Here is a 21531-nt window from a genome sequence, read left to right on the forward strand (position 1 = left end):
CCTGCTCTACATAATGGACCCGATGTGTTCCTGGTGCTGGGGCTTTGCTCCGGTAGCCGAGGCGTTGGTCGAGCAGGCCCAGGCGGCCGGCGTGGAGTTGCACCTGGTGGTGGGCGGCTTGCGCACCGGCAGCGGCGCGGCGCTGGACCCGTCGACCCGGCGCTATATCCTGGAACACTGGCAGGCGGTCACCGACGCCACCGGGCAGACGTTCAAGCATGAAGGCGCGCTGCCCGACGGTTTTGTCTACGACACTGAGCCGGCGTGCCGCGCCATCGTCACCGCGCGCAGCCTGGCGCCGGATTGCGCGTGGAAGCTGCTGGGGCTGATCCAGCATGCGTTTTATGTCGAGGGGCGCGACGTGACCCTCGCCAGTATTCTGGTGGAGCTGGCGGAAAAAGCCGGCATACCGCGTATCGAGTTCGCCGGGGCGTTTGACCGCGCTGAGCAGCACGCCGCCACCGCCGCCGATTTCACCTGGGTGCAGGATTTGGGGATCGCCGGTTTTCCGACGTTGCTGGCCGAGCGCAATGGCCAGTTGGCCTTGCTGACCAATGGCTACCAGCCGCTGTCCGAGTTGTCGCCGCTGCTCGGCCGCTGGCTGGAGCGAGCCGCCTGTGCCTGATCAGCCTGACACAGAGCCCTCCCACCGCGTCGATCGACTGACCTGGGCGGAAATCCGCCGCCTGGCTTTGCGTCACAAGAAATCCCTGTGGATCGCCAATGGTGTCGCCGTACTGGCGACCCTGTGCAGCGTGCCCATCCCCCTGTTGTTGCCCTTGCTGGTCGACGAAGTACTGCTGGGCCATGGCGATGCCGCGCTCAAGGTAATGAACCACGCGCTGCCCCTGGGCTGGCAGAAAGCCGCCGGTTATATCGGCCTGATGCTGCTGGTGACGCTGGCCCTGCGCTGTGGTGCGCTGGTGTTCAACGTGGTGCAGGCGCGCTTGTTTGCGCGGCGGGCCAAGGACATCGTCTACCGCATCCGCGTGCGCCTGATCGAGCGGCTCAAGCGTATTTCCCTCGGCGAGTACGAAAGCCTCGGCAGCGGCACCGTCACCACGCACCTGGTCACCGACCTGGACACGCTGGACAAATTCGTCGGCGAAACCCTCAGCCGTTTCCTGGTGGCCATGCTGACCCTGGTCGGCACCTCGGCGATTCTGGTGTGGATGCACTGGCAACTGGCGCTGCTGATCCTGCTGTTCAACCCGCTGGTGATCTATGCCACGGTGCAGTTGGGCAAGCGCGTCAAACACCTGAAAAAACTGGAAAACGACAGCACCTCGCGCTTCACCCAGGCGTTGACCGAAACCCTCGACGCCATCCAGGAAGTGCGTGCCGGCAATCGCCAGGGCTTTTTCCTCGGGCGCCTCGGCCAGCGCGCCCAGGAAGTGCGTGACTATGCTATCCACTCCCAATGGAAAACCGACGCCTCCAGCCGCGCCAGCGGTTTGCTGTTCCAGTTCGGCATCGATATTTTTCGCGCGGCGGCCATGCTCACCGTGCTGTTTTCCGACCTGTCCATTGGCCAGATGCTCGCCGTGTTCAGCTACCTGTGGTTCATGATCGGCCCGGTGGAGCAGTTGTTGAACCTGCAATATGCCTACTACGCGGCGGGCGGGGCGCTGACGCGGATCAACGAGCTGCTCGCCCGTGCCGATGAGCCGCAATATGTCGGCGGCGCAGACCCGTTCACTGGGCGCGAAACGGTCGGCATCGACGTGCGTGGCCTGACGTTCGGCTATGGCGAAGAGCGGGTGCTCGACCAGTTGAACCTCAGCATCGAACCTGGTGAGAAGGTCGCGATTGTCGGCGCCAGCGGCGGCGGTAAAAGTACCCTGGTGCAGCTGCTGCTGGGGCTGTACACACCGCAGGCCGGCAGTATTCGTTTCGGTGGTGCAACCCAGCAGGAAATCGGCCTGGAGACTATCCGCGAGCACGTCGCGGTGGTGCTGCAACACCCCGCGCTGTTCAACGATACCGTGCGTGCCAACCTGACCATGGGCCGCAACCGCAGTGACCAGGCGTGTTGGCAGGCCCTGGAAATCGCCCAGTTGGAGGCGACCGTCAAGGCGTTGCCCCTGGGCCTGGACAGTGTGGTGGGGCGCTCTGGCGTGCGCTTTTCCGGCGGCCAGCGCCAACGCCTGGCGATTGCGCGCATGGTCTTGGCCGAGCCGAAGGTGGTGATCCTGGATGAGGCAACCTCGGCCCTGGACGCCGCCACCGAGTACAACCTGCACCAGGCGTTGGCGCGGTTTCTCAGTGGGCGGACTACACTGATCATTGCCCATCGGCTTTCGGCGGTGAAACAAGCTGATCGGGTGCTGGTGTTCGACGGTGGGCATATCGCCGAGGACGGCGACCATCAGCAACTGATCGCGGAGGGTGGCTTGTACGCCAAACTTTACGGGCACTTGCAACAAGTGCGTTGATTTAGCCTACGCTGTGCTATTAGGAGCGGATGTTCGCGTGCGTATTCAGCTGTGCATGTGCAAGGGACTTCATGAAGCAGAAGCGGACTCTCGGAACGCCAAGGTTGTTGGGCATTGTCTGGCCCTTTATTGCCGTCGTATTGTTCCAGGCATTATTAGGCTGTGTCAGTCTGTATGTGCTTTCAGCGGTGCGCGTCTATGTGGGCGGCGAAAGCCTGTGGTCCAAGGGCCAGAAAGACGCCATCTACTATCTGACGCTGTACGCCGATAATCGCGACGAAGCCACCTACCTCAAATACCAGCAAGCCATTGCCGTGCCCCAGGGCGGGCATGAACTGCGTGTCGCCCTGGACCGTCCCGCCCCCGACCTCAAGGCGGCGCGCGAGGGGATCATCAAGGGTGGCAACCACCCGGACGACGTCTCCAGCGTGATTTGGCTGTACCTCAACTTTCGCCATTTCAGCTACCTGGAAAAAGCCATCGAACTGTGGACCGTGGGCGATGGCTACCTGGTCCAGCTGGATGATCTGGCCCGGTCGATGCACCGGGCGATCACCGCGGGTCAGGTCCATGACGACGATGTGCGGCAATGGAAGGCGCATATCTTTGCCATCAACGACGGCGTGACGCCGGCGGCCAAGGCGTTCAGCGATGCCTTGGGTGAAGGCTCGCGCGTCGTCCTGCGGCTGTTGCTGATCACCAACCTGGCCACGGCCTTGTGCCTGATCGCCCTGGCGCTGCTGCGTACCCACAAGTTGTTGGCGCAGCGGCACGCGTTCGCCGATGCCCTGCAAGTGGAGAAGGAGCGGGCACAGATCACCCTGGAGTCGATCGGCGATGGGGTGATCACCACCGATGTCGATGGCGCCATTGCCTACATGAACCCGGCCGCCGAGGCCCTGACGCGCTGGACGTCGGCCCATGCCCAGGGCCTGCCCCTGGCGGCACTGTTCAACCTGTTGGATGAAAATGCTCAGCCCGATGGTTTTGCGCTGATCGAGCACATCACCAAGGGCCGCTTGAGCGGCGGCAGCGAACACTCCAAAACCATCCAGCGCCTGGACGGCAGCACCGTTTCGGTGACCCTGGTGGGCGCGCCGATCCGCAGCGCCGGCAAAGTCAGCGGCGCGGTGCTGGTGCTGCACGACATGACCCAGGAACGTCAGTACATCGCCAACCTGTCGTGGCAAGCGACCCATGACGCGTTGACCGGCCTGGCCAACCGTCGCGAGTTCGAGTTCCGCCTGGAACAGGTGCTGCAACAAGTCGCGCGTGAGCACAGCGGGCGGCATGCCTTGATGTTCCTAGACCTGGACCAGTTCAAGCTGGTCAACGACACCTGCGGCCATGCGGCAGGCGACGAGCTGTTACGGCATATCTGCGCACTGCTGCAATCGGATCTGCGTGAAGGTGACACCCTGGCGCGACTGGGGGGCGACGAGTTCGGCATCCTGTTGGAGAACTGCCCGGCGTCGGTGGCGGAAAAAATCGCCGAAAGCCTGCGGCACACGGTGCAGAACCTGCATTTCGTGTGGAAGGGCCGGCCGTTCATGACCACCGTCAGCATTGGCCTGGTGCATATCTCCCAGGTGCCGACCACCCTGGAAACGTCGCTGCGCGCCGCCGACATGGCCTGCTATATGGCCAAGGAAAAGGGCCGCAACCGCGTGCAGGTCTACCACGCGGACGACTCCGAGCTGTCCTTGCGCTTTGGCGAGATGGCCTGGGTGCAGCGCCTGCACATGGCCCTGGAAGAAAACCGTTTTTGCCTGTACTCCCAGGAAATCGCGCCCCTGGGGCACACCGACGCCGACAATGGGCACATTGAAATCCTCCTGCGCCTGCATGACGAGGCCGGCCGCATCATTCTGCCCGACAGTTTCATTCCGGCCGCCGAACGTTACGGGTTGATGAGTTCCCTGGATCGCTGGGTGGTGGACAACGTGTTCAACCTGATTGCCCGTTGCATGCATGAGCGTCCGGGCCGGCCCATGGCAATGTGTGCGATTAATCTGTCAGGCATAACGATTGGTGATGACGCTTTTCTCGGTTTTTTACGCGAGAAGTTCGCGGCTTACAGTGTTCCGCCAGAAATGATTTGTTTTGAAATAACTGAGACCTGCGCTATTGCCAATTTGGGCAGTGCGATTCGCTTTATTAATGAACTCAAAGCCTTAGGTTGCCATTTCTCACTGGATGACTTCTGCGCCGGAATGTCCTCATTCGCTTATCTGAAACATTTACCTGTAGACTTCCTGAAGATCGATGGAAGTTTCGTAAAGGATATGCTGGACGACCCGATTAACCGCGCCATGGTCGAAGTGATCAACCACATCGGCCACGTCATGGGTAAGCGCACAATTGCTGAGTTTGTTGAAACGCCGCACATCGAACAGGCATTGCTTGAGATTGGTGTGGATTACGCTCAGGGCTATGTGATTGAACGCCCGCAATTGTTTACCTTTGATAGTTTGCAGTGTCGACCTGTGCGGCCGCAGCCTCTGTTATTCAAGGCGCCCGGCACATTCCGCTGAAACATTTGCTGGTCTGTACAATCACACTTAAAAAGGAGCCTTACAGTGATCGACACCTTCAACCGAACCGGCCCGCTTATGGAAGCCTCGAGTTACCCCGCCTGGGCTCAGCAATTGATCCAGGACTGTAGCGAGAGCAAGCGCCGAGTTGTCGAACACGAACTGTATCAGCGCATGCGTGATAACACGCTGAGCGCCAAGACCATGCGCCAATACCTGATCGGTGGCTGGCCGGTGGTCGAACAGTTTGCCTTGTATATGGCACAGAACCTCACCAAGACCAAGTTTGCCCGTCATCCTGGCGAGGATATGGCGCGGCGTTGGCTGATGCGCAATATTCGGGTGGAATTGAACCACGCCGATTACTGGCTGCATTGGGCCCGCGCCCACGGCGTCAGCCTCGAAGACCTGCAAGCACAGAACGTACCCCCGGAATTGCATGCACTGAGCCATTGGTGCTGGCACACCAGTTCGGCCGATTCGTTGATCGTTGCGATCGCCGCCACCAACTACGCCATCGAGGGCGCGACGGGGGAGTGGTCCGCGTTGGTGTGCTCCACCGGCGTTTATGCGGCAGCCTTCCCCGAGGAAGACCGCAAGCGCGCGATGAAGTGGCTGAAGATGCATGCCCAGTACGACGATGCCCACCCTTGGGAAGCGCTGGAAATCGTCTGCACCCTGGCCGGTACGAACCCCAGCCGACAACTGCAGGCAGAGCTGCGCCAGGCCGTGTGCAAGAGCTACAACTACATGTACCTGTTCCTGGAAAACTGCATGCGCCTGGAGAAAGACAAACCGGCGGCCGCGCCTGTTCGCGAGCGCCTGGTGCGCGTCGCCAGCGAAGCGTGATGTGAAACGCGTGGCGGGGGTTTACCCCGCCATTGCCAAGCGGTTGCGACCTTCGCGCTTGGCCACATACAAGGCGCTGTCGGCCCGACGTAACAGGCTTTCGGCAGACTCGGCAGGCAACAACGTCGAGCAGCCCAGGCTCACCGTCAGATCGATGCGTATGTCATCCGCCCAATATTCCTGGGCCTGTGTCGCCTGGCGCAGGCGCTCGCCGACGACCGCCGCCGCATCCCGGCCGGTGTTGGAGAGCAGGATCAGGAATTCTTCCCCGCCAAAGCGGAACACCATGTCCACATTGCGCAACTGGCCCTTGATCGACGCAGCCACGGCGCGCAGTACCTTGTCGCCGGCCGCGTGGCCGTGAGTGTCGTTGATGCGTTTGAAGTGATCGATGTCGAGCATCAGCAGGGACAACGGGGTCGAGTGTCGCCGCGCCATGTCGATTTCCCGCTGCAGGGTCTGGTCCATGGCGATGCGGTTGCCGGTTTCGGTCAACGGGTCACGCAGGGCGCTGCGGGTCGCGGCGCGATAGAGCAGGGCGTTACGCATCGGGTAGAGCAGGGTGGCCAGCAGTGATTCGAGTTGACTCAGTTCTTCTTCCATCAAACGTTGGTTGCGACGGAATACCAGCTCGCCCAGATGTTCGCCTTCATGGCTCAAGGCGTAGCTCACCGAATGATGGCCGCGATGGCCGAATTCCAGGCGCAGGTCACTGGCCTGATGGCTGTAGTGCAGAGCGTCCAGGGGCACCAGGCGCTGGATCTCGCGAAAGAACAGACCGAGGATGCATTGCGGTTCCAGGCTGGTCTGCAGTTGCAGGCCCAGTTGTTGGCGCAGTTGAGCAACCGTGGTGGGGCGGTGCGAGAGAGGGGATGACTGACTAAAGCCCAGGCGTTGCAATTTGGCACTGTCGAAGTCAATTGCGTGGAGCTGGGGCGGGTTTTTCATAAGCAGTCGGCCTCTAAGCACTTAGCTGTCTTACAGGCTCGATGAGAGTGGCGAGTGCCAAGCGTCTTACTGTTCCTTCAGTTCCGTAAAACATTGGAAACAGTTTAAACCGCTTTGCCAGGGGTTATAACCCTTGGGCACTGCCACACGTCTTGTCATCGCTTAACCTGCTTGAAAGGGCTAGAGCGAGATTCATGCCACTTTGTTTTATTTTGAATAAAATCCTTATAAATCAAAGGCTGTTTATGGGGTCAAAAACAGCCATGGCGAAAGGATGTCAGTTATTTGGCAGGTGACGGCGGTTTTACCCGCCGTACTGAACCAGCGTGGTGGCGTCGATCTGCTCGATCGACGTCACGCCGGTCAGCGTCATGGCCACACGCATTTCCTTGGCGAAGATATCCAACAGGTTTTCCACCCCGTGCTGGCCCTCGGCGGCCAACGCATAGGCGGTCGAACGTCCCAACAGGCATGCCTTGGCGCCCAGGGCGAGCATGCGTACCACGTCGAGCCCGGAGCGGATGCCGGAGTCCACCAGCACCGTCAGGTCATCGCCGACTGCCTGGGCAATGGGCGGCAGTGCCTTGGCGGTGGAGAGCACGCCGTCCAACTGGCGGCCGCCATGGTTGGAGACCACGATGCCATCGGCGCCGAAGCTCACTGCGTCCTTGGCGTCCTGCGGGTCGAGGATGCCCTTGATGATCATCGGGCCTTTCCAGAACTCGCGTATCCACTCCAAGTCTTTCCAACTGATCGACGGGTCGAAGTTGTTGGCCAGCCAACCGACGTAATCTTCGAGGGTGGTGGGCTTGCCCAGGTACTTGGAGATATTGCCCAGGTCGTGCGGGCGGCCCAGCACGCCAACATCCCAGGCCCATTGTGGCTTGGTGACGGCCTGCAGCATCCGGCGCGCCGAGGCATACGGCCCGGACATGCCCGAGTGTGCATCGCGGTAACGCGCGCCCGGCGTCGGCATATCGACGGTGAACACCAGCGTCGTCACCCCGGCGGCCTGCGCCCGTTCCAGCGCGTTACGCATAAAGCCGCGGTCCTTGAGCACATAGAGCTGGAACCAGATCGACTGCGCGCTTTGCGACGCCACTTCCTCGATCGAACACACCGACACCGTCGACAGACAGAAGGGAATCCCCTTGTTGGCCGCCGCCTTGGCCGCCTGCACCTCGCCGCGCCGTGCGTACATACCGGTCAAGCCAACGGGGCTGAGGATGATCGGCATGGCATGTTCCTGACCGAACAGCGTGGTCTTCAAGCTCAGGCTATCCACGTTGCGCAGAATGCGTTGGCGCAGGCTGATCTCGGCCAGGTCCGAACTGTTGGCACGCATCGTGTGTTCGGCGTAGGCGCCACCGTCGATGTAGTCGAACAGGAAGCGCGGCAGCTTGCGCTTGGCGGCGGCACGGTAATCGGATGCCGACGAAATGATCATGAGCAGTGACTCCACAGGGCAAAGGGGGGGTACGGTAAGCAAACTTCTGGCATGATAAAAACAACTTTTATCGCTAGTGCCCAGTCGCAAAAGGAATACCAATGAACCTGAGAACACTGCGTGTCTTCGTCGAGGTGGTGCGCCAGGGCGGGTTTTCCCAGGCGGCGCAGGTGGTGTCGCTGACCCAGTCGACGGTGAGCAAGGCCGTCAAGACCCTGGAAGAAGAACTGGGCGCGCCGCTGCTTAATCGTCTTGGGCATAAGAACGAACTTACCGCCGCAGGCGAAATTGCCTACCGCCGCGCCCTGGTGCTGCTCGCCGAACGCAGCGATCTGGTCGCCGAGATCAACGACCTGCGCGACCTCAAGCGCGGCGTGCTGCGCATCGGCCTGCCGCCGGTGGGATGCGGCGTGTTGTTCGCGTCTATGTTCGCCACCTACCGCAACCGCTACCCGGACATCGATATCGAACTTACCGAGCACGGCAGCAAAAAACTGCACGAATGCCTGGAAGCCGGGGAGGTCGACCTGGCGGCCCTGTTGCTGCCGGTAGACGATGGCTTTGACTACCAGCCCGTGCGCAATGAGCCGCTGATGGCCGTGCTGCCCATGAGCCATGCGCTCGCGCGGCGCAAGCGCATCGACTTCACCGACCTCGCGGATTCACCGTTCATTCTGTTCGAAGCCGGTTTTGCCCTGAACGCATTAATCCTCGCTGCCTGCGAACGCAAGGGCGTGACGCCCCGCGTCACCGCCCGTAGTGGGCAGATCGACTTCATCGTCGACTTGGTGGCGGCAGGGCTGGGCGTCGCCTTCCTGCCACGCATGCTCGCGCACAAGCACCAGCACGCCGGCATCGCCCTGATCCCCTTGGACGAACCCCACACCGACTGGCACATCGCCCTGGCCTGGCGCGCCAGCGCCCACCTGCCACCCGCAGCGCGCGCCTGGCTGGACCTGGCCAAGGAAATGACCCACGTAGGGTAAAAGCCGAACGGGTTATCCGATTGCGTTCGGCAATGCCAGGTAGTGCTTGACTTGTCCTTTTTAATCAGTAACATACGGTGAATTCCGCGATAGCTCAGTTGGTAGAGCAAATGACTGTTAATCATTGGGTCCCTGGTTCGAGTCCAGGTCGTGGAGCCAGATAGGAAAAAGCCTGCAGCGATGCAGGCTTTTTTTTGCCTTGGATTTTTCCGGGGTGATCAAAGCGCACAGCGTGACCAGCATGAATGCGTCTCTAATCCTACGATTCAGAGGTAAATATCATGAAAGTCGCTGCAGTCGTTTCAACCAAAGGCGGGCCGGGTAAAACCACGGTCGGCGTCAATCTGGGCGCGTTCTGCGCCGATGCAGGGATCCGCACCCTGCTCATTGATCTGGATAATCAGCCGTCTCTGTCCTCATTCTATGCGCTATCGCATGAGGCGCCTGGTGGAACCTATCAACTGATCGCGAATAACGAGACTCGGGCCGACCAGGTCTGCGTGACTATGGGACCGCGGCTGCGCGGGCAGCCATAGAAATTGCGCTATTCAAAGGCGCCTCGAAACTTGCAAGTGGAGAGGGGGCGTCGGTTCTGTTGCCAGGCAAGAAGCCTGTAGCATCTGCAAATGGTGGTGATGCGCTCGATGCGCATGAAATCGTAGGTCCTTACTCACCTATCAGCAAAACCCTCATACCTGCGGAAATGGAGCAGAAGATCCTTTATGGTGAGCGTAAAACCACCCCTTCAGGGAATCCGAAGAACGAAATTATCGGTGCTCATTCGGGCGAAATAAGCAATACACACCCCGATTATGCTGTGGAGGTGTTGTCAAGTAACGTGGATGGGACACGAAATGCCAAATTAGTGGCGCAATTTACTGATGGAAATGTTTCGAAGATTAAAACGAGTACCTTGTTTCCCGCATCGTGGACTGATGCGCAAACTATGAGTGCTGTTCGGGCTACCGGAAATGGCCCGGCGCTCGCGACTAGATCCGATGGTGCCTCGTTGCATCAAACGACAGTTAACGGTGTTAAAGTTGAGGTGATCAAGGTGGGGGATCGCGTTACTGCTGGCTATCCTTGTGGCAGAGGATGCACGGATCCAACGAAATTTTGATAGGTGAAATATGTTTAAAGAGTATGAATTTTTGCTGGATTCGATAGGGTCAGAAGATTATTGGTCGGATGTAGGTATTGATATCGCAGCCTCCAAAATCTCTCAGTTTGATAGTTTGAGTTGGGGTGAACTTGAGTATGCGCTTTCAGTGAAGTCTGAAATGTGGCGAGGTCGGTGCGCGGAGTCCCTTGGGGACTCGAATGATGAGCGGGCTCTGCGTATTCTGTTAGCGCTTCTAAAGGCTGAGGAGGAATCGGTTGTCATTCATGCAATTGAATCAATTGAATCAATTTTTTTAGCTGGCTATATTTTCGATAGGTCGCAGGCCATACTCGCTCTAAATGAGGGTTTTAAGGAAGGGAATCGAACGTTAAAGCTAATGAAGACTACATTGGCTAAGAAGTTAAGTGAGTAGTAATTGTGGAGAAAGGAAGAACGAGGTAGATGACGCGCAAATCCTAGTGCCGGTGCTCTATCTAGCCCGGGCCGACAATCGCCTCGCGCCGAGGGGCGGGTTGATCGCCGGTAACAATCCGAACCTGATAGCCGGTGAAGATCTGCTTAACGCCGGCGCGCCGTGTGCTACCAATAACCTGTCGGCGAATTCCAGCAACGACCTTTCCAACAGCGGCCTGATCGGAATTTAAATAAAACTGTCGCCTTTATTCGGTCCCCAGTCCTCTTTATTCCGAACTGCTGCGGCCTTGAAGTCCGCCATGTGGAACTCGACCCGTTCATACACGCACTCGAGGCTGCACGACAACTGACAGCGGGCGCCTCCTTTTCCTACAGATCATTGCTTTGCCACGCTTTGACAACCCAATTCAACCCGACTAACTTTCGTGGCGTGCTGCGCTCATGCGGCTCACGCTATGCAGCAACCCTATATCTCCACCACGTTCTTCCGTGGCACCGTTGCGACTAACAGCTAGCAAATGACTGTTAATCATTGGGTCCCTGGTTCGAGTCCAGGTCGTGGAGCCAGACAAGGTTTCAGAGAAGGCTTTCAAAATCTCTGAACACCCCGAAAAACCCGTCTTCTGGCGGGTTTTTTCGTTTTGGCGTTCTGTCGGACCCCGGTGGGTGCCAGCCATTTCAAGGGTAGAACCCTTATCGCGCTTGCCTGAATTGCGGGAACGGATCGACACCTATAAAGGCCGCGCGCTTACCCGGCTGACGGTCTTGCTGTCGCTGCACGTGTTTGTACGCTCCAGCGAGCTGCGCTTCTGATTTCCATCGGTGGATAATTTCATCCGCAGCCGCAGAACGCCCAACAATTCGAGCCTTGAGCCGAATTCTCCCCAGGCGTAGAAAAGGTCGGGCAAAACGCTGTCGTTGACAGCAACCCCGGTAGCCAGAACCTTTAAGGCTACGCCACACCGTGGTGGTTCTCCCAAAGTGCGATTAGCGTCCGGCGGCTCGCACGGTCACAGCGATGCAGATGATGGTGCCGCCCCAGGCCCCCGCAGGTATCAAGCAACATGAGTGTTCGCTGCAAGCTCATGCGCGGGCTCGGGCTTGATCTTGAACCAGAGGGTGTACATCGCTGGCAGGAACACCAAGGTCAGTACTGTGCCGGCAAACGTACCGCCAATCAGGGTGTACGCCAGCGTTCCCCAGAACACCGAATGGGTCAGCGGAATGAACGCCAGCATCGCCGCCAATGCCGTGAGAATCACTGGCCGCGCACGCTGCACAGTGGCTTCGACCACTGCGTCATAAGGCGACAGACCGGTTTGCTTATTAGAGTGGATCTGGCCAATGAGGATCAGCGTGTTGCGCATCAGAATCCCTGACAAGGCAATCAATCCCACCAAGGCGTTGATCCCGAACGGCTGCTGGAACAACAGCAGAATTGGCACCACGCCAATCAGGCCCAAAGGCGCGGTGGCGAACACCATCATCATTGCCGACATCGAGCGCACCTGAATGATGATGGTCAGCAACATCAGCGCAATCATGATCGGGAACAACGGCAGCAATGCCTTGTTCGCTTTACCCGACTCTTCGATCGAGCCGGCAAACTCAATGCGGTAGCCCACCGGCAGTTTTTCGATGATGGGCTGCAGCTGCGTTATCAAGGCGTTGGAGACATCGGGAGGCTGAAGACCTTCAGCCACGTCACCGCGCACGGTGATGGTCGGCGTCCGATCACGCCGCCGCAGAATGGGTTCCTCCATGTGCACATCCACCGTCCCTACCTGGGACAGCGACACGCGCTGGCCTTGGGCGCCGGTCAGCGTGAAGGCGGCAATTTTCGATGGATCAAGACGCGTCTCACCAGCGGAGCGAGCGACCACCTGAACCGAACGAATGTCCTCACGCACCTCGGTGACAGGCACCCCCGTGAGCAGAAATTGCAGCTGTTGCGCGACATCGGTCGAGGTCAAGCCGAATGCTTGCAGGCGATCCTGATCCAGCGTGAGATGAAGTGCCGGCACGCGCTCGCCCAAGTCGGTGTTGACGGTCCTCATCATGGGGCTGGCGGTCATGACCTCACGCACCTGCGCGGCGATATCCCGCAACACTGCGGGGTCGGCGCCCATCACTCGAAAGGCCACCGGATACGGTGAGTAAGGACCGAATACCAACTGCGTCACCCGCACGCGGGCTTCAGGCGCCAAACCATCGGTCGTGGCTTGCCTGAGCCGAATCTTGAGCGCCTCACGCTCTTGCTGATTCGCCGTCAGGACGACGATTTTTGCGAAGGATGGATCGGGTAGCTCAGGGGCCATCGCCAAATAGAAGCGCGGCGCGCCCTGGCCAATGTAAGCGGTGACGATCTTGGCTTCCGGCTGCTGAGTCAACCACGCCTCGACCTTGGCCGCCGCCATATCAGTCTGTTCGATAGCGGTGCCGTAAGGCATCTGCACCTCAACCAGCACCTCAGGTCGGTCGGATGTTGGAAAGAACTGCTTCTTGACCACGCCCATGCCCATAATCGCAACAACAAACAAGCCCACGACGGATGTCGCCACCAGGCCATTGCGGCGGATCACACTGCCCAGCAGGCGCCTGAAACGCTGGTAGTTCGGTGTACCGTAAATCGCTGTATGCCCACCTTCAGGCACCTTGATCTGCGGCAGCAGTTTGACGCCCAGGTAAGGGGTAAACACCACGGCCACCACCCAGGAAGTGATCAGCGCAATGCCAACGATCCAGAACATGTTCGCGGTGTACTCACCAGCGGTCGACTTGGCAAAACCGTTGGGCATAAAGCCGATCGCCGTCACCAACGTCCCCGACAACATCGGCGCGGCCGTGTGGCTCCAGGCATAAGCGGAGGCCTTGATTCGGTCGTAGCCTTCCTCCATCTTCACCACCATCATTTCAATGGCAATGATGGCATCGTCCACCAGCAGTCCCAGCGCCAGAATCAACGAGCCCAGGGTAATTCGATCGAAGTCTTTGCCCGTGGCCGCCATGACAATGAACACGGCCGCCAGGGTCAGCGGCACCGCTGCGGCAACCACAACGCCGACACGCCAGCCCATGCTGAGAAAACACACCAGCAGCACCACGCCCAAGGCAGCAAAAAACTTCACCATGAACTCGTTGACGGATGCGTCAATATTCACCGCCTGATCCGTGACCTTGGTCAGGCTCATGCCCAAAGGCATCTGCTCATTGATCGCTGTTGCCTCAGCGTCCAGCGACTTCCCCAAATCCAGACCGTTCCAGCCATCGCGCATGACCACGCCGAGCAACAGTGCTGGCTCGCCGTTGTTGCGTACCAGGAATGTCGCGGGGTCCTCATAACCGCGCTTGACCTCAGCCACGTCGGACAACTTGAGGGTTCTGCCCTGCACTGTCAGCGGGGTATTGCGAATCTTCTGCAGGTCATCAAACGCGCCATCCAGGCGGATGAAAACCTGGGGTCCCTTCGCTTCTACCGAACCGGCCGGCGTTATCATGTTTTGCGTGTTCAACGCACTGAAGATGTCTCGTGCAGAAATGCCCAGCGTCGCCAGGCGCTCGTAGGACAGCTCGACAAAAACGCGCTCGGCCTGTTCACCGATGATGTTGACCTTCTTCACACCCGCTACATGCAGCAAACGCTGACGCAAGCTCTCGGCTTCGCGCACCAACAGACGTTGCGGCTCGCCCTTGGCCTTGAGCGCATAGAGCGCGAAGGTGACATCGGAATACTCATCATTGACCATCGGGCCGATCACCCCAGACGGCAACCCCTTCTGCTCATCCAGGACTTTCTTGCGCGCCTGGTAAAACTCCTCCTGGACGGCTGAGGGTGGCGTGCTATCGAGCAGATAAACCGTGGTGAATGCCAAGCCGGGCCGGGTAAAGGTCTCGGTCCTATCGTACCAACGCAGTTCCTGCATGCGTTTTTCCAGCTTTTCTACCACCTGGTCCTGCATCTCCTGGGCCGTCGCCCCAGGCCAGGCTGTGACCACCGTCATTTGTTTAATGGTGAATGCGGGGTCTTCCGCACGCCCCAGTTTGAAGAAGGCGTACAACCCACCCACAGAAATCAGCAGGATCAAAAACAGGGTGATTGAGCGCTCGCGTACTGCCAGCGCCGAAAGATTGAAGCCGCTCATCGACTCACCTCAACCACCGTTTTTTGCGTGGCACCGGCAAGTTCAGTCCTGACCTTCTCTCCCTCATTCAATAGGTGTGCACCCAATGCGACGACACGATCACCCACCTGGAGATCACCCGTCACGCGCACACTGGCCTCGTTGTTCAAGCTGCGAACCTTGATCGGGCGCCACACCACATGCTCCGGTTCTCCCTCAACCAGCCAGACACCCGGGCCTTTACCCGCGTCGTAGAGGGCCCCCATGGGCACCTGTAATTCCTTGGCATCAGCAACATCCGTGTCAGCGATAGACACTGAGATAGTCGAACCCAGGGTGGCGTTGGAGAGCGCCCCCTCCAGCACATAACGCGCTTCATACGTTCGGGTCTGTTGGTCCGCAGAGTCGGACAGCTGACGTAAGCGGGCGCTGCCTGCACGCTGGTTCTGCCCGTAGAGCTCAACCGTCGCCGCCGAGCCCAGCGCAGGACGTAGCGTCTCGGGTAACTGGATCACGGCCTCGCGCTGCCCTGAATGGGCAACGCGTACCACCCTCTGTCCTGCGCCAACTACCTGTCCCGGCTCCGCCAAGGTATCCACTACCACCCCGTCAGCATCCGCCACCAACGTCGAATAACCGGTCGCGTTTTTCGCCACATCAGCCTGAGCCTGGGCAGCGTTTAGCTGAGCTTTCGCCGAGTCGGCAGCCGCTTTGATCCCTGCGTAAGCTGAGGCAGATACCGCACCGACGGACACCAAATCACGGTAGCGAAGCTCATCATCGGAGGTCTGCCGGGCTCGAGCCATAGCGGCCAGCACCGCTTCCTGCTGCGCCCTCGCGGTCAGCGTCAGGTCGTTGGCATCGATACGCATGAGTGGCTGCCCACGTTTGACACTCTGCCCAGAGTCCACCAAGCGCTCCAAGACTTTCCCTGGCACCCGAAAACCGAGATCGCTCTGAACTCGAGCCGCGACGATACCGGTGAATACCCGTGCTGCAGGCGCGGAGGGTTGAACCACGCCGATGCGTACCAAGGGCACTTGAAGGCGAGGATCGGCGGGCGTGGCCTCGTTGCAGGCCGCTAGGGCAAACGGCAACAAGACAATGAAAATGAGTGACATGCGGTGGCGCTGGATCATAAAGACCTCTCGGTAGCGGATGCACCATGCTTATTCAAGTGACCATTTCTGTCAATAGTCACTGCCGAGATGAATGAACGTCGCTCACTTGATCAGAGCAAAGCAAAGAGGCTCGATAGCCAGTTTTTTCAGGCGCACACGCTGATACGGATGCGCAGCGCATCCGTCAGCAGAGGTTTAAGGCATCAGGCTGCGCAGAACCAGATTGGAGATGAGAGAAGGGGCTTCTTCAACAAAATCGAGGTTGTACTGCAATAGCAGAGGATTGATGAAGGGCCGCAGAGCGAGATGAATCGCCTCTACCGTCTCGTCCAGCGGAGTCTTGCGTTCAAACTCGCCGAGCTCTCGCCCCTCACGCACGATTTGCAACACGAAGCTCTTGATCCGAGCGTCATAGACTTGTGAGCTGGGCCATCGCTCCGACGCGGAGAACGCTGCGATATCGTAGAGTTTACGGTCGTTAAAGAACAGGCTCACACCTGTAGCGATTAAGGTTTTGACCAGGCGCCGAAAACGTTCGGTCGGCGAGATGCCGTCTACATTGATGGCTTGCTCCACTGCCGTAACGATTTCAGTCAGGCAATTTGTACAGATTGCTTCACCAATCGCCTGCTTGGATTCAAAAAATTTGTAGATGTAAGCCTTGGAAAAGCCGATGGCCTTGGCTAGGTCAGAAACCGTTGTTTTGCCATAACCGTATTGACTGAAATGTTCGTTGGCCGCCGCAACAATCTGGTCTCGAATGTCGTGATCGGCTGGGCCACGGGCGCTGGGCGAAGAAACTGATGGCTGATTCATGCGAGCAGCTTACTCATCCCAACGGTGGTTGACAACTTGTGACCAAATTGTAATATCGTCACAAATCGACCCTTTCGCAGGTACCCCATGCATCCTCCTCTTCGTTTCGCCGTCTTACTGTGTTTGGGTATGGTTGCAGGTTGCGCAGTGGGCCCCGACTACTCAAAACCCAGTGTGGAATTGCCCGAGCATTTCTCGGCGCAAACGTCCAAGGCACGACAAGTGGACGCCGCAAATGCCGATCTCGCTGCTTGGTGGAATGCATTTAATGACCCGATACTCAGTCAACTGATAAATCGAGCACTTGAACAGAACCTCGATTTAGCCCAGGCAAGCGCAAGGATCGAGCAGGCTCGCGCCGGTTTGGGCGCAGCTAACGCAGCCCTCCTGCCGTCGGCTACCGTCAACGGTCAAGCGGCCCGAGCCCGTCAGTCATTGGAGACGCCGTTGGGCCAAGTGCTGAATTCAGACCCTTCCTATAATCGCTACGGCAGTGCCTATGAGGCGAACGTGAATGCCGGTTGGGAGCTGGATGTGTTTGGCGGGCTGCGCCGAGGTAAAGAAGCGGCCTTCGCCGATTATCAGGCCTCGCAAGCCGGAGCGATTGCCACACGCCTGGCAGTGGTCGCGCAAACAGCCGACCTTTACATCAGCATCCGTGGCCTGCAAGCACGCCTGGAAATTGCCCGGCGGCAAGTCGACACACGACAACAACTGCTCACCACCATCGAACATCTTTACGCAAAAGGCCTGGCGGCTGAACTGCAGTTGAACCAGGCCCAAGGCGCGCTGAGCCAAGCGCAGGCCACCGTGCCGGTACTGCAAGCAGGCATTGACACGGCAATGAATGCGCTGGATGTCATGTTGGGCAAGGCGCCCGGCACTTACAGCGCGCAGTTGACTAAGCTGGCGCCCATCCCTGAGGTGCCAGGCCTCTCGGACATGGGCGCTCCTGCCGACCTGCTGCGTCGGCGTCCAGACTTGATCGTCGCGGAGCGCCGTCTTGCGGCATCCAGCGCGCGTATCGGCGAAGCCATGTCCGAGTACTACCCCAAACTGTCTGTGGCTGCGCTGCTCGGCAGTGCTACATCGGTATCCAGCGCGAACCTGTTCAGCAACGGCGCCAGTCAGGCTTCGGCGGCACTGGGATTACGCTGGCGGCTGTTCGATTTTGGCCGCATCAACGCCCAGATTGATTTGGCAAAGGGCCAGGAAGCCGAAGCCTTGGCCGCTTACCGCCAGTCCGTTCTGCGGGCCTGCGAAGATGTGGAAAGCGCTGTTTCGGCACGGATCAACCGCGAGCAACAATCGACCCAGCTCGCCCAGGGCGAGTCGGCGTATGCGAAAGCCAGAGCGACATCGTTTGCCGCCTATGAAAAAGGCGTGGTCAGCTTGATCGAAGTGCTGGATGCCGATGAACATCTCCTAGTGGCATCTGATGGCAGAGCCCAGGCACAAACTGAATCGGCTCGCGCTGCAGTGGCCACGTTCAAAGCATTGGGCGGCGGTTGGCAGCGAGATGACTCAGATGCTCGCGTTGTCTCAAAAAGAGCGGAAGCTCGAATGTTTTTTCCTGATCCAGGGATATCGAAAGAACTCCAATAAAATACGGGCTGGATCAGGATGATCGTAGGGATGTATAGACTAAAAAACAGAATAATTTCATTGTAGAACAAATGTTTATTTTTCTGTTCGAGTCCAGGTCGTGGAGCCAGACATTGAGAAAAGCCTGCAGAGATGCAGGCTTTTTTTTGCCTTGGATTTCGCCAGGGCGATCAAAGCGCACAGCGTGAACAGCATGAATGCGTCTCTGATCCTTCGATTCAGAGGTAAGCCCCATGAAAGTCACTGCAGTCGTTTCGCCTGGCCACGGCCTAGGTAAGGCTGCACTCACGGGCGACTATCGGAAAGCGAGCAGGGTATTGGCGGTGTCGCGCGGTATCCATAAGACTCCTTCATGGGTAGTGGCGCGTTATAGCAACGCTTGGAGCGCTTGGCCCGGCATAAATCCCTGCCCTGGTGCCAGCCACCGGCATGCCCGGGCTACAGGTTGCGGGCGATGTTCAGCGCAGCGTAACTCTGGGCTACCGGCATGATTTCCACCGAGTTGATGTTCACGTGCGGCGGCTGGCCTGCGATCCACACTACCGTGTTGGCCAGATCCTCAGGGCGGATTGCCTCCACGTCGCGGTACAGCGCGTTCACCGCGTCCTGGTCACCGGCCAGGCGTACCAGTGAAAATTCCGTGCCCGAGCACAGCCCCGGCTCGATGTTGCTGACCCGTACCCTGGTGCCTGCGAGGTCTGCGCGCAGGTTCAGGCTGAACTGTTTAACGAAGGCCTTGCTGGCGCCATATACGTTGCCGCCCGGGTAGGGATACGTGCCGGCAATGGAGCCGATGTTGATGATCAGCCCGTTGTTAGCTTCCACCATGGCCGGCAGCAGCTTGTGGGTGACCATGGCCAGGCCGGTGACGTTCGTGGCGATCATGCGTTCCCAGTTCTTGGCATCGGCGCTCTGGGCGCGGTCGATACCCAGTGCCAGGCCGGCGTTGTTCACCAGCAGGTCGATGTGCAGCGACGAGTCGCGAATCGATTCGCAAGCCGCGTCCAGCGAGGCGGCGTCTGTCACGTCCAGGGGCAGGGCAATGAAGTGCTCGCCCAGTTCGCGCTTCAGTTCCGCCAATTTATCTGCGCGGCGGGCGCCGCCGATCACGCGGTAATTGTCAGCGATCAATGCGCGGCAGATGGCCTTGCCGAAGCCAGCCGAAGCGCCGGTCACAAATGCAGTTTTCATCAGGTTCTCCTTGAGGGTTGAATCAAGCCAGGTACTTCACGCCAAGGCTGGCGAACAGGCAAAGCATCGAAAGCACCAGCACCTTGCGCACAACATCGTTGCCTTTACGGATGGCCAGGGCGCTGCCTATGTGGTTGCCCAGGATGTTGCAGGCCACTAGTGGCAGGGCCAGCAGGTACACCACCTTACCGGCCACAATGAAGGCGACCAGCGCGCCAATGTTGGAGGCGAAGTTGAAGCTTTTCGAGTTGGCCGAGCTGGACACCAGGTCCATCTTCAGCAGGTAGTGGAAGGCGATGATGAACATGCTGCCAGTGCCCGGCCCGAAAAAGCCGTCGTAGAAACCGATGACCAAGCAGGTCAGGGGCACTACGGTGAAGAGCATGCGGTTGCTGAGTGTGTGCTCTTGTACCGGCCGGTCCTTGGGCGTGAGAAAGATCAAGATGCCAAGAGGGATAAGCGCCAGGATGATCTTGCCCACGGTTTCCGGGGAAATCGACACGATCAGGTGGGCGCCCATGTAAGCGCCCAGCAGCGCGAACGGCACGCCCACCAGCGCCACTTTCCACACCATCTTACTGTTGGCGAAGAAGTTGCGGATGGCGGCCAGAGTGCCTAGGGTGCTGACCAGCTTTTCCTGGCCCAGCGCTACCTGCGGCGGCAGCCCCACCAGCAGGAAACCGGGCACTAGGAACAGCCCGCCCCCTCCGGCAATGCTGTCTACGAAGCCGGCGACAAAAGCGATTGTGCCCAGCAGCATGATGGCCAGTATCCAGTGCTGGGCCCAGAACGATCCGAGTAATTCCATGGTGGTACCTGTTTAGTCAATGTGGCGATCAGGAAAGGACTTCGTAAAGGTGGTCGGCGCGGCTGTGGCGCACACGGGTCAGGTCGTTGACCGCGAACAGACGGATCAGCCAGCGATCAGCGCCGTCGTTCTGCGGCTCGAAACCGTCGCGGGCGTGCAGCACGCGCTGGTTCTTGAAGATCATGAAGTCGCCGGGCAGCAGCAGATGTGGCTCATCGAACTGGCGAGAGTCGAGCAGTGCTTTGAGTGTGTTCAGCGCGCACTCGCCTTTGAGGCTAATTGCGTGGGTGTTTTCGCAGTCCATGCGGCACAGCCATTCGCCGCTCAAGCCACGCACCAGCACGGGTAGCTCGGCGGTCTTGCGACGGTTGCTGGTGAAGGAGTCGGGGCGATGAATCACGAACTGTGGCGCGGTCAGTTCATTAACCGTGCTGGCAGGCAGTGCAGCCACCAGCTCGTCGACATTGACCAGCGTCGTGTTGATGCGTGGGTCACAGCGCATGCCGAAGAACGACAGGTATTCGGGGCAGCAGGAGAGCGTGTCGACGTTTTCCGAAGATAGCGGGAGGTCTGGATTGTCGACGTGGTAGGAGAAGCGCAGGCGCGACCCGTGGGAGCTTTTCTGGCTCGAAGCGTTGCGCGACGGGATCACGTGGCGGAACAGACGGCCGTCATTCTCGCCTTCGTATACCACTGGGTTAATGCCTAGCAAGCTGTGAATCGATAGGCTGACCAGGCAGGCGATGGGTGTGCTGCGCGGGCTCAAGACCCCGGAGTAGGGCGTTGGCGGTGTGTCCCGATCACGAGGGCAGTTGCGGATGGTCAGCGCGGTCAACTGCGGGTTATCGACAAAGGAGCGAATCTGCTCGGTCAGCGTCGTGCCCAGCACGTCCTGTGCCTGCTCTTTGAGTTGGAAGTAAATGTCCCGGTTGTGTTCGAACTCAAGTGGCGTCTGATTCAGCACCGCTTGCCAGGCGCTGGCTATGACCCAAGGCAGTCGGATTTCCAGGGCTGTGGCGGCGTCGACTGCGGTCTTGAGGTTTGCGCTTTCCATTTCAGGTGAAGTTCCATATTTTGATGTGGATGGGTAAAAAATATTAAATCGATGCAATCATTCTAATTCCTTGAAATAA

Annotated in this window: 16 protein-coding genes, 1 tRNA gene and 2 pseudogenes; 11 read left to right on the forward strand and 8 right to left on the reverse strand. The window is 59.0% G+C overall.

The genetic code is table 11. The features are described 5' to 3' along the window. Window positions 1-22 precede the first annotated feature (22 nt). From ACVWZP_RS29970 to ACVWZP_RS29985, 4 genes are all read left to right on the forward strand, one after another. On the forward strand, window positions 23-625 hold the full coding sequence (locus ACVWZP_RS29970) for a DsbA family protein (RefSeq protein WP_169881343.1): 603 nt from the start codon (window positions 23-25) through the stop codon (window positions 623-625). Continuing rightward, on the forward strand, window positions 618-2435 hold the full coding sequence (locus ACVWZP_RS29975; RefSeq protein WP_457370370.1) for an ABC transporter ATP-binding protein: 1818 nt from the start codon (window positions 618-620) through the stop codon (window positions 2433-2435). The genes ACVWZP_RS29970 and ACVWZP_RS29975 overlap by 8 nt, the downstream gene beginning before the upstream one ends. A 71-nt stretch (window positions 2436-2506) precedes the next feature. Then, window positions 2507-4969 (forward strand): EAL domain-containing protein, encoded by a 2463-nt coding sequence (locus ACVWZP_RS29980; RefSeq protein ID WP_046382589.1) that lies wholly within the window; start codon window positions 2507-2509, stop codon window positions 4967-4969. A gap of 78 nt (window positions 4970-5047) precedes the next feature. Next, window positions 5048-5818: a TenA family transcriptional regulator gene (locus ACVWZP_RS29985; protein ID WP_186355089.1), complete on the forward strand. Its 771-nt coding sequence runs from the start codon at window positions 5048-5050 to the stop codon at window positions 5816-5818. Window positions 5819-5839: 21 nt separating this feature from the next. On the opposite strand, the gene ACVWZP_RS29990 is transcribed toward ACVWZP_RS29985, so the two are convergent. Both ACVWZP_RS29990 and lldD read right to left on the reverse strand, forming a co-directional pair. Further along, complete coding sequence (locus ACVWZP_RS29990; RefSeq protein WP_046382591.1) at window positions 5840-6766, reverse strand: GGDEF domain-containing protein; 927 nt, start codon at window positions 6764-6766, stop codon at window positions 5840-5842. A gap of 304 nt (window positions 6767-7070) precedes the next feature. Then, window positions 7071-8213 (reverse strand): FMN-dependent L-lactate dehydrogenase LldD, encoded by a 1143-nt coding sequence (lldD, locus tag ACVWZP_RS29995; RefSeq protein ID WP_288078967.1) that lies wholly within the window; start codon window positions 8211-8213, stop codon window positions 7071-7073. Window positions 8214-8314: 101 nt separating this feature from the next. On the opposite strand from lldD, the gene ACVWZP_RS30000 reads away from it, so the two are divergent. The 6 genes and pseudogenes from ACVWZP_RS30000 to ACVWZP_RS30025 form a co-directional block, all read left to right on the forward strand. Beyond that, entirely contained in the window at window positions 8315-9199 is an 885-nt protein-coding gene (locus tag ACVWZP_RS30000) for a LysR family transcriptional regulator (protein WP_301556458.1), read from the forward strand. Window positions 9200-9282: 83 nt separating this feature from the next. Then, window positions 9283-9358, forward strand: a tRNA-Asn gene (locus ACVWZP_RS30005). 122 nt (window positions 9359-9480) lie between these two features. Next, window positions 9481-9696: pseudogene (locus tag ACVWZP_RS30010) on the forward strand (ParA family protein); the annotation flags it as partial. Window positions 9697-9794: 98 nt separating this feature from the next. Beyond that, window positions 9795-10319, forward strand: coding sequence for an EndoU domain-containing protein (locus tag ACVWZP_RS30015; RefSeq protein ID WP_288078964.1), 525 nt, complete (start codon window positions 9795-9797; stop codon window positions 10317-10319). Between the two features lie 10 nt (window positions 10320-10329). Further along, entirely contained in the window at window positions 10330-10734 is a 405-nt protein-coding gene (locus ACVWZP_RS30020; protein ID WP_017845876.1) for a hypothetical protein, read from the forward strand. A 40-nt stretch (window positions 10735-10774) separates the two neighbouring features. Next, window positions 10775-10957: pseudogene (locus ACVWZP_RS30025) on the forward strand (hypothetical protein); the annotation flags it as partial. A gap of 834 nt (window positions 10958-11791) precedes the next feature. Here the strand turns inward: ACVWZP_RS30025 and ACVWZP_RS30030 are convergent. The 3 genes from ACVWZP_RS30030 to ACVWZP_RS30040 all read right to left on the reverse strand — a co-directional run bounded on the left by ACVWZP_RS30030 (window position 11792) and on the right by ACVWZP_RS30040 (window position 16794). Beyond that, the gene (locus ACVWZP_RS30030; RefSeq protein ID WP_457370371.1) at window positions 11792-14878 is read right to left on the reverse strand and encodes an efflux RND transporter permease subunit; all 3087 of its coding nucleotides are present in this window, start codon (window positions 14876-14878) and stop codon (window positions 11792-11794) included. Next, the gene (locus ACVWZP_RS30035; protein ID WP_457370372.1) at window positions 14875-15996 is read right to left on the reverse strand and encodes an efflux RND transporter periplasmic adaptor subunit; all 1122 of its coding nucleotides are present in this window, start codon (window positions 15994-15996) and stop codon (window positions 14875-14877) included. The genes ACVWZP_RS30030 and ACVWZP_RS30035 overlap by 4 nt, the downstream gene beginning before the upstream one ends. Window positions 15997-16173: 177 nt before the next feature. Beyond that, window positions 16174-16794, reverse strand: coding sequence for a TetR/AcrR family transcriptional regulator (locus ACVWZP_RS30040; protein ID WP_046382597.1), 621 nt, complete (start codon window positions 16792-16794; stop codon window positions 16174-16176). 87 nt (window positions 16795-16881) lie between these two features. Between ACVWZP_RS30040 and ACVWZP_RS30045 the strand changes: the two genes are divergently transcribed. Next, on the forward strand, window positions 16882-18399 hold the full coding sequence (locus tag ACVWZP_RS30045; protein WP_457370373.1) for an efflux transporter outer membrane subunit: 1518 nt from the start codon (window positions 16882-16884) through the stop codon (window positions 18397-18399). Window positions 18400-18837: 438 nt separating this feature from the next. Here the strand turns inward: ACVWZP_RS30045 and ACVWZP_RS30050 are convergent, their stop codons facing one another. Genes ACVWZP_RS30050 through ACVWZP_RS30060 form a run of 3 tightly spaced genes read right to left on the reverse strand, consistent with a single transcriptional unit; the run spans window position 18838 to window position 21452 of the window. Next, window positions 18838-19590: an SDR family NAD(P)-dependent oxidoreductase gene (locus ACVWZP_RS30050; RefSeq protein WP_017845883.1), complete on the reverse strand. Its 753-nt coding sequence runs from the start codon at window positions 19588-19590 to the stop codon at window positions 18838-18840. Between the two features lie 22 nt (window positions 19591-19612). Further along, window positions 19613-20398 carry a sulfite exporter TauE/SafE family protein gene (locus tag ACVWZP_RS30055; RefSeq protein WP_017845884.1) on the reverse strand — a complete coding sequence of 262 codons (786 nt, stop codon included), beginning with the start codon at window positions 20396-20398 and terminating at the stop codon, window positions 19613-19615. A gap of 28 nt (window positions 20399-20426) precedes the next feature. Beyond that, complete coding sequence (locus ACVWZP_RS30060; protein WP_177032352.1) at window positions 20427-21452, reverse strand: TauD/TfdA family dioxygenase; 1026 nt, start codon at window positions 21450-21452, stop codon at window positions 20427-20429. Window positions 21453-21531 lie beyond the last annotated feature (79 nt).

It is taken from the genome of Pseudomonas sp. TE36184, assembly GCF_054060055.1.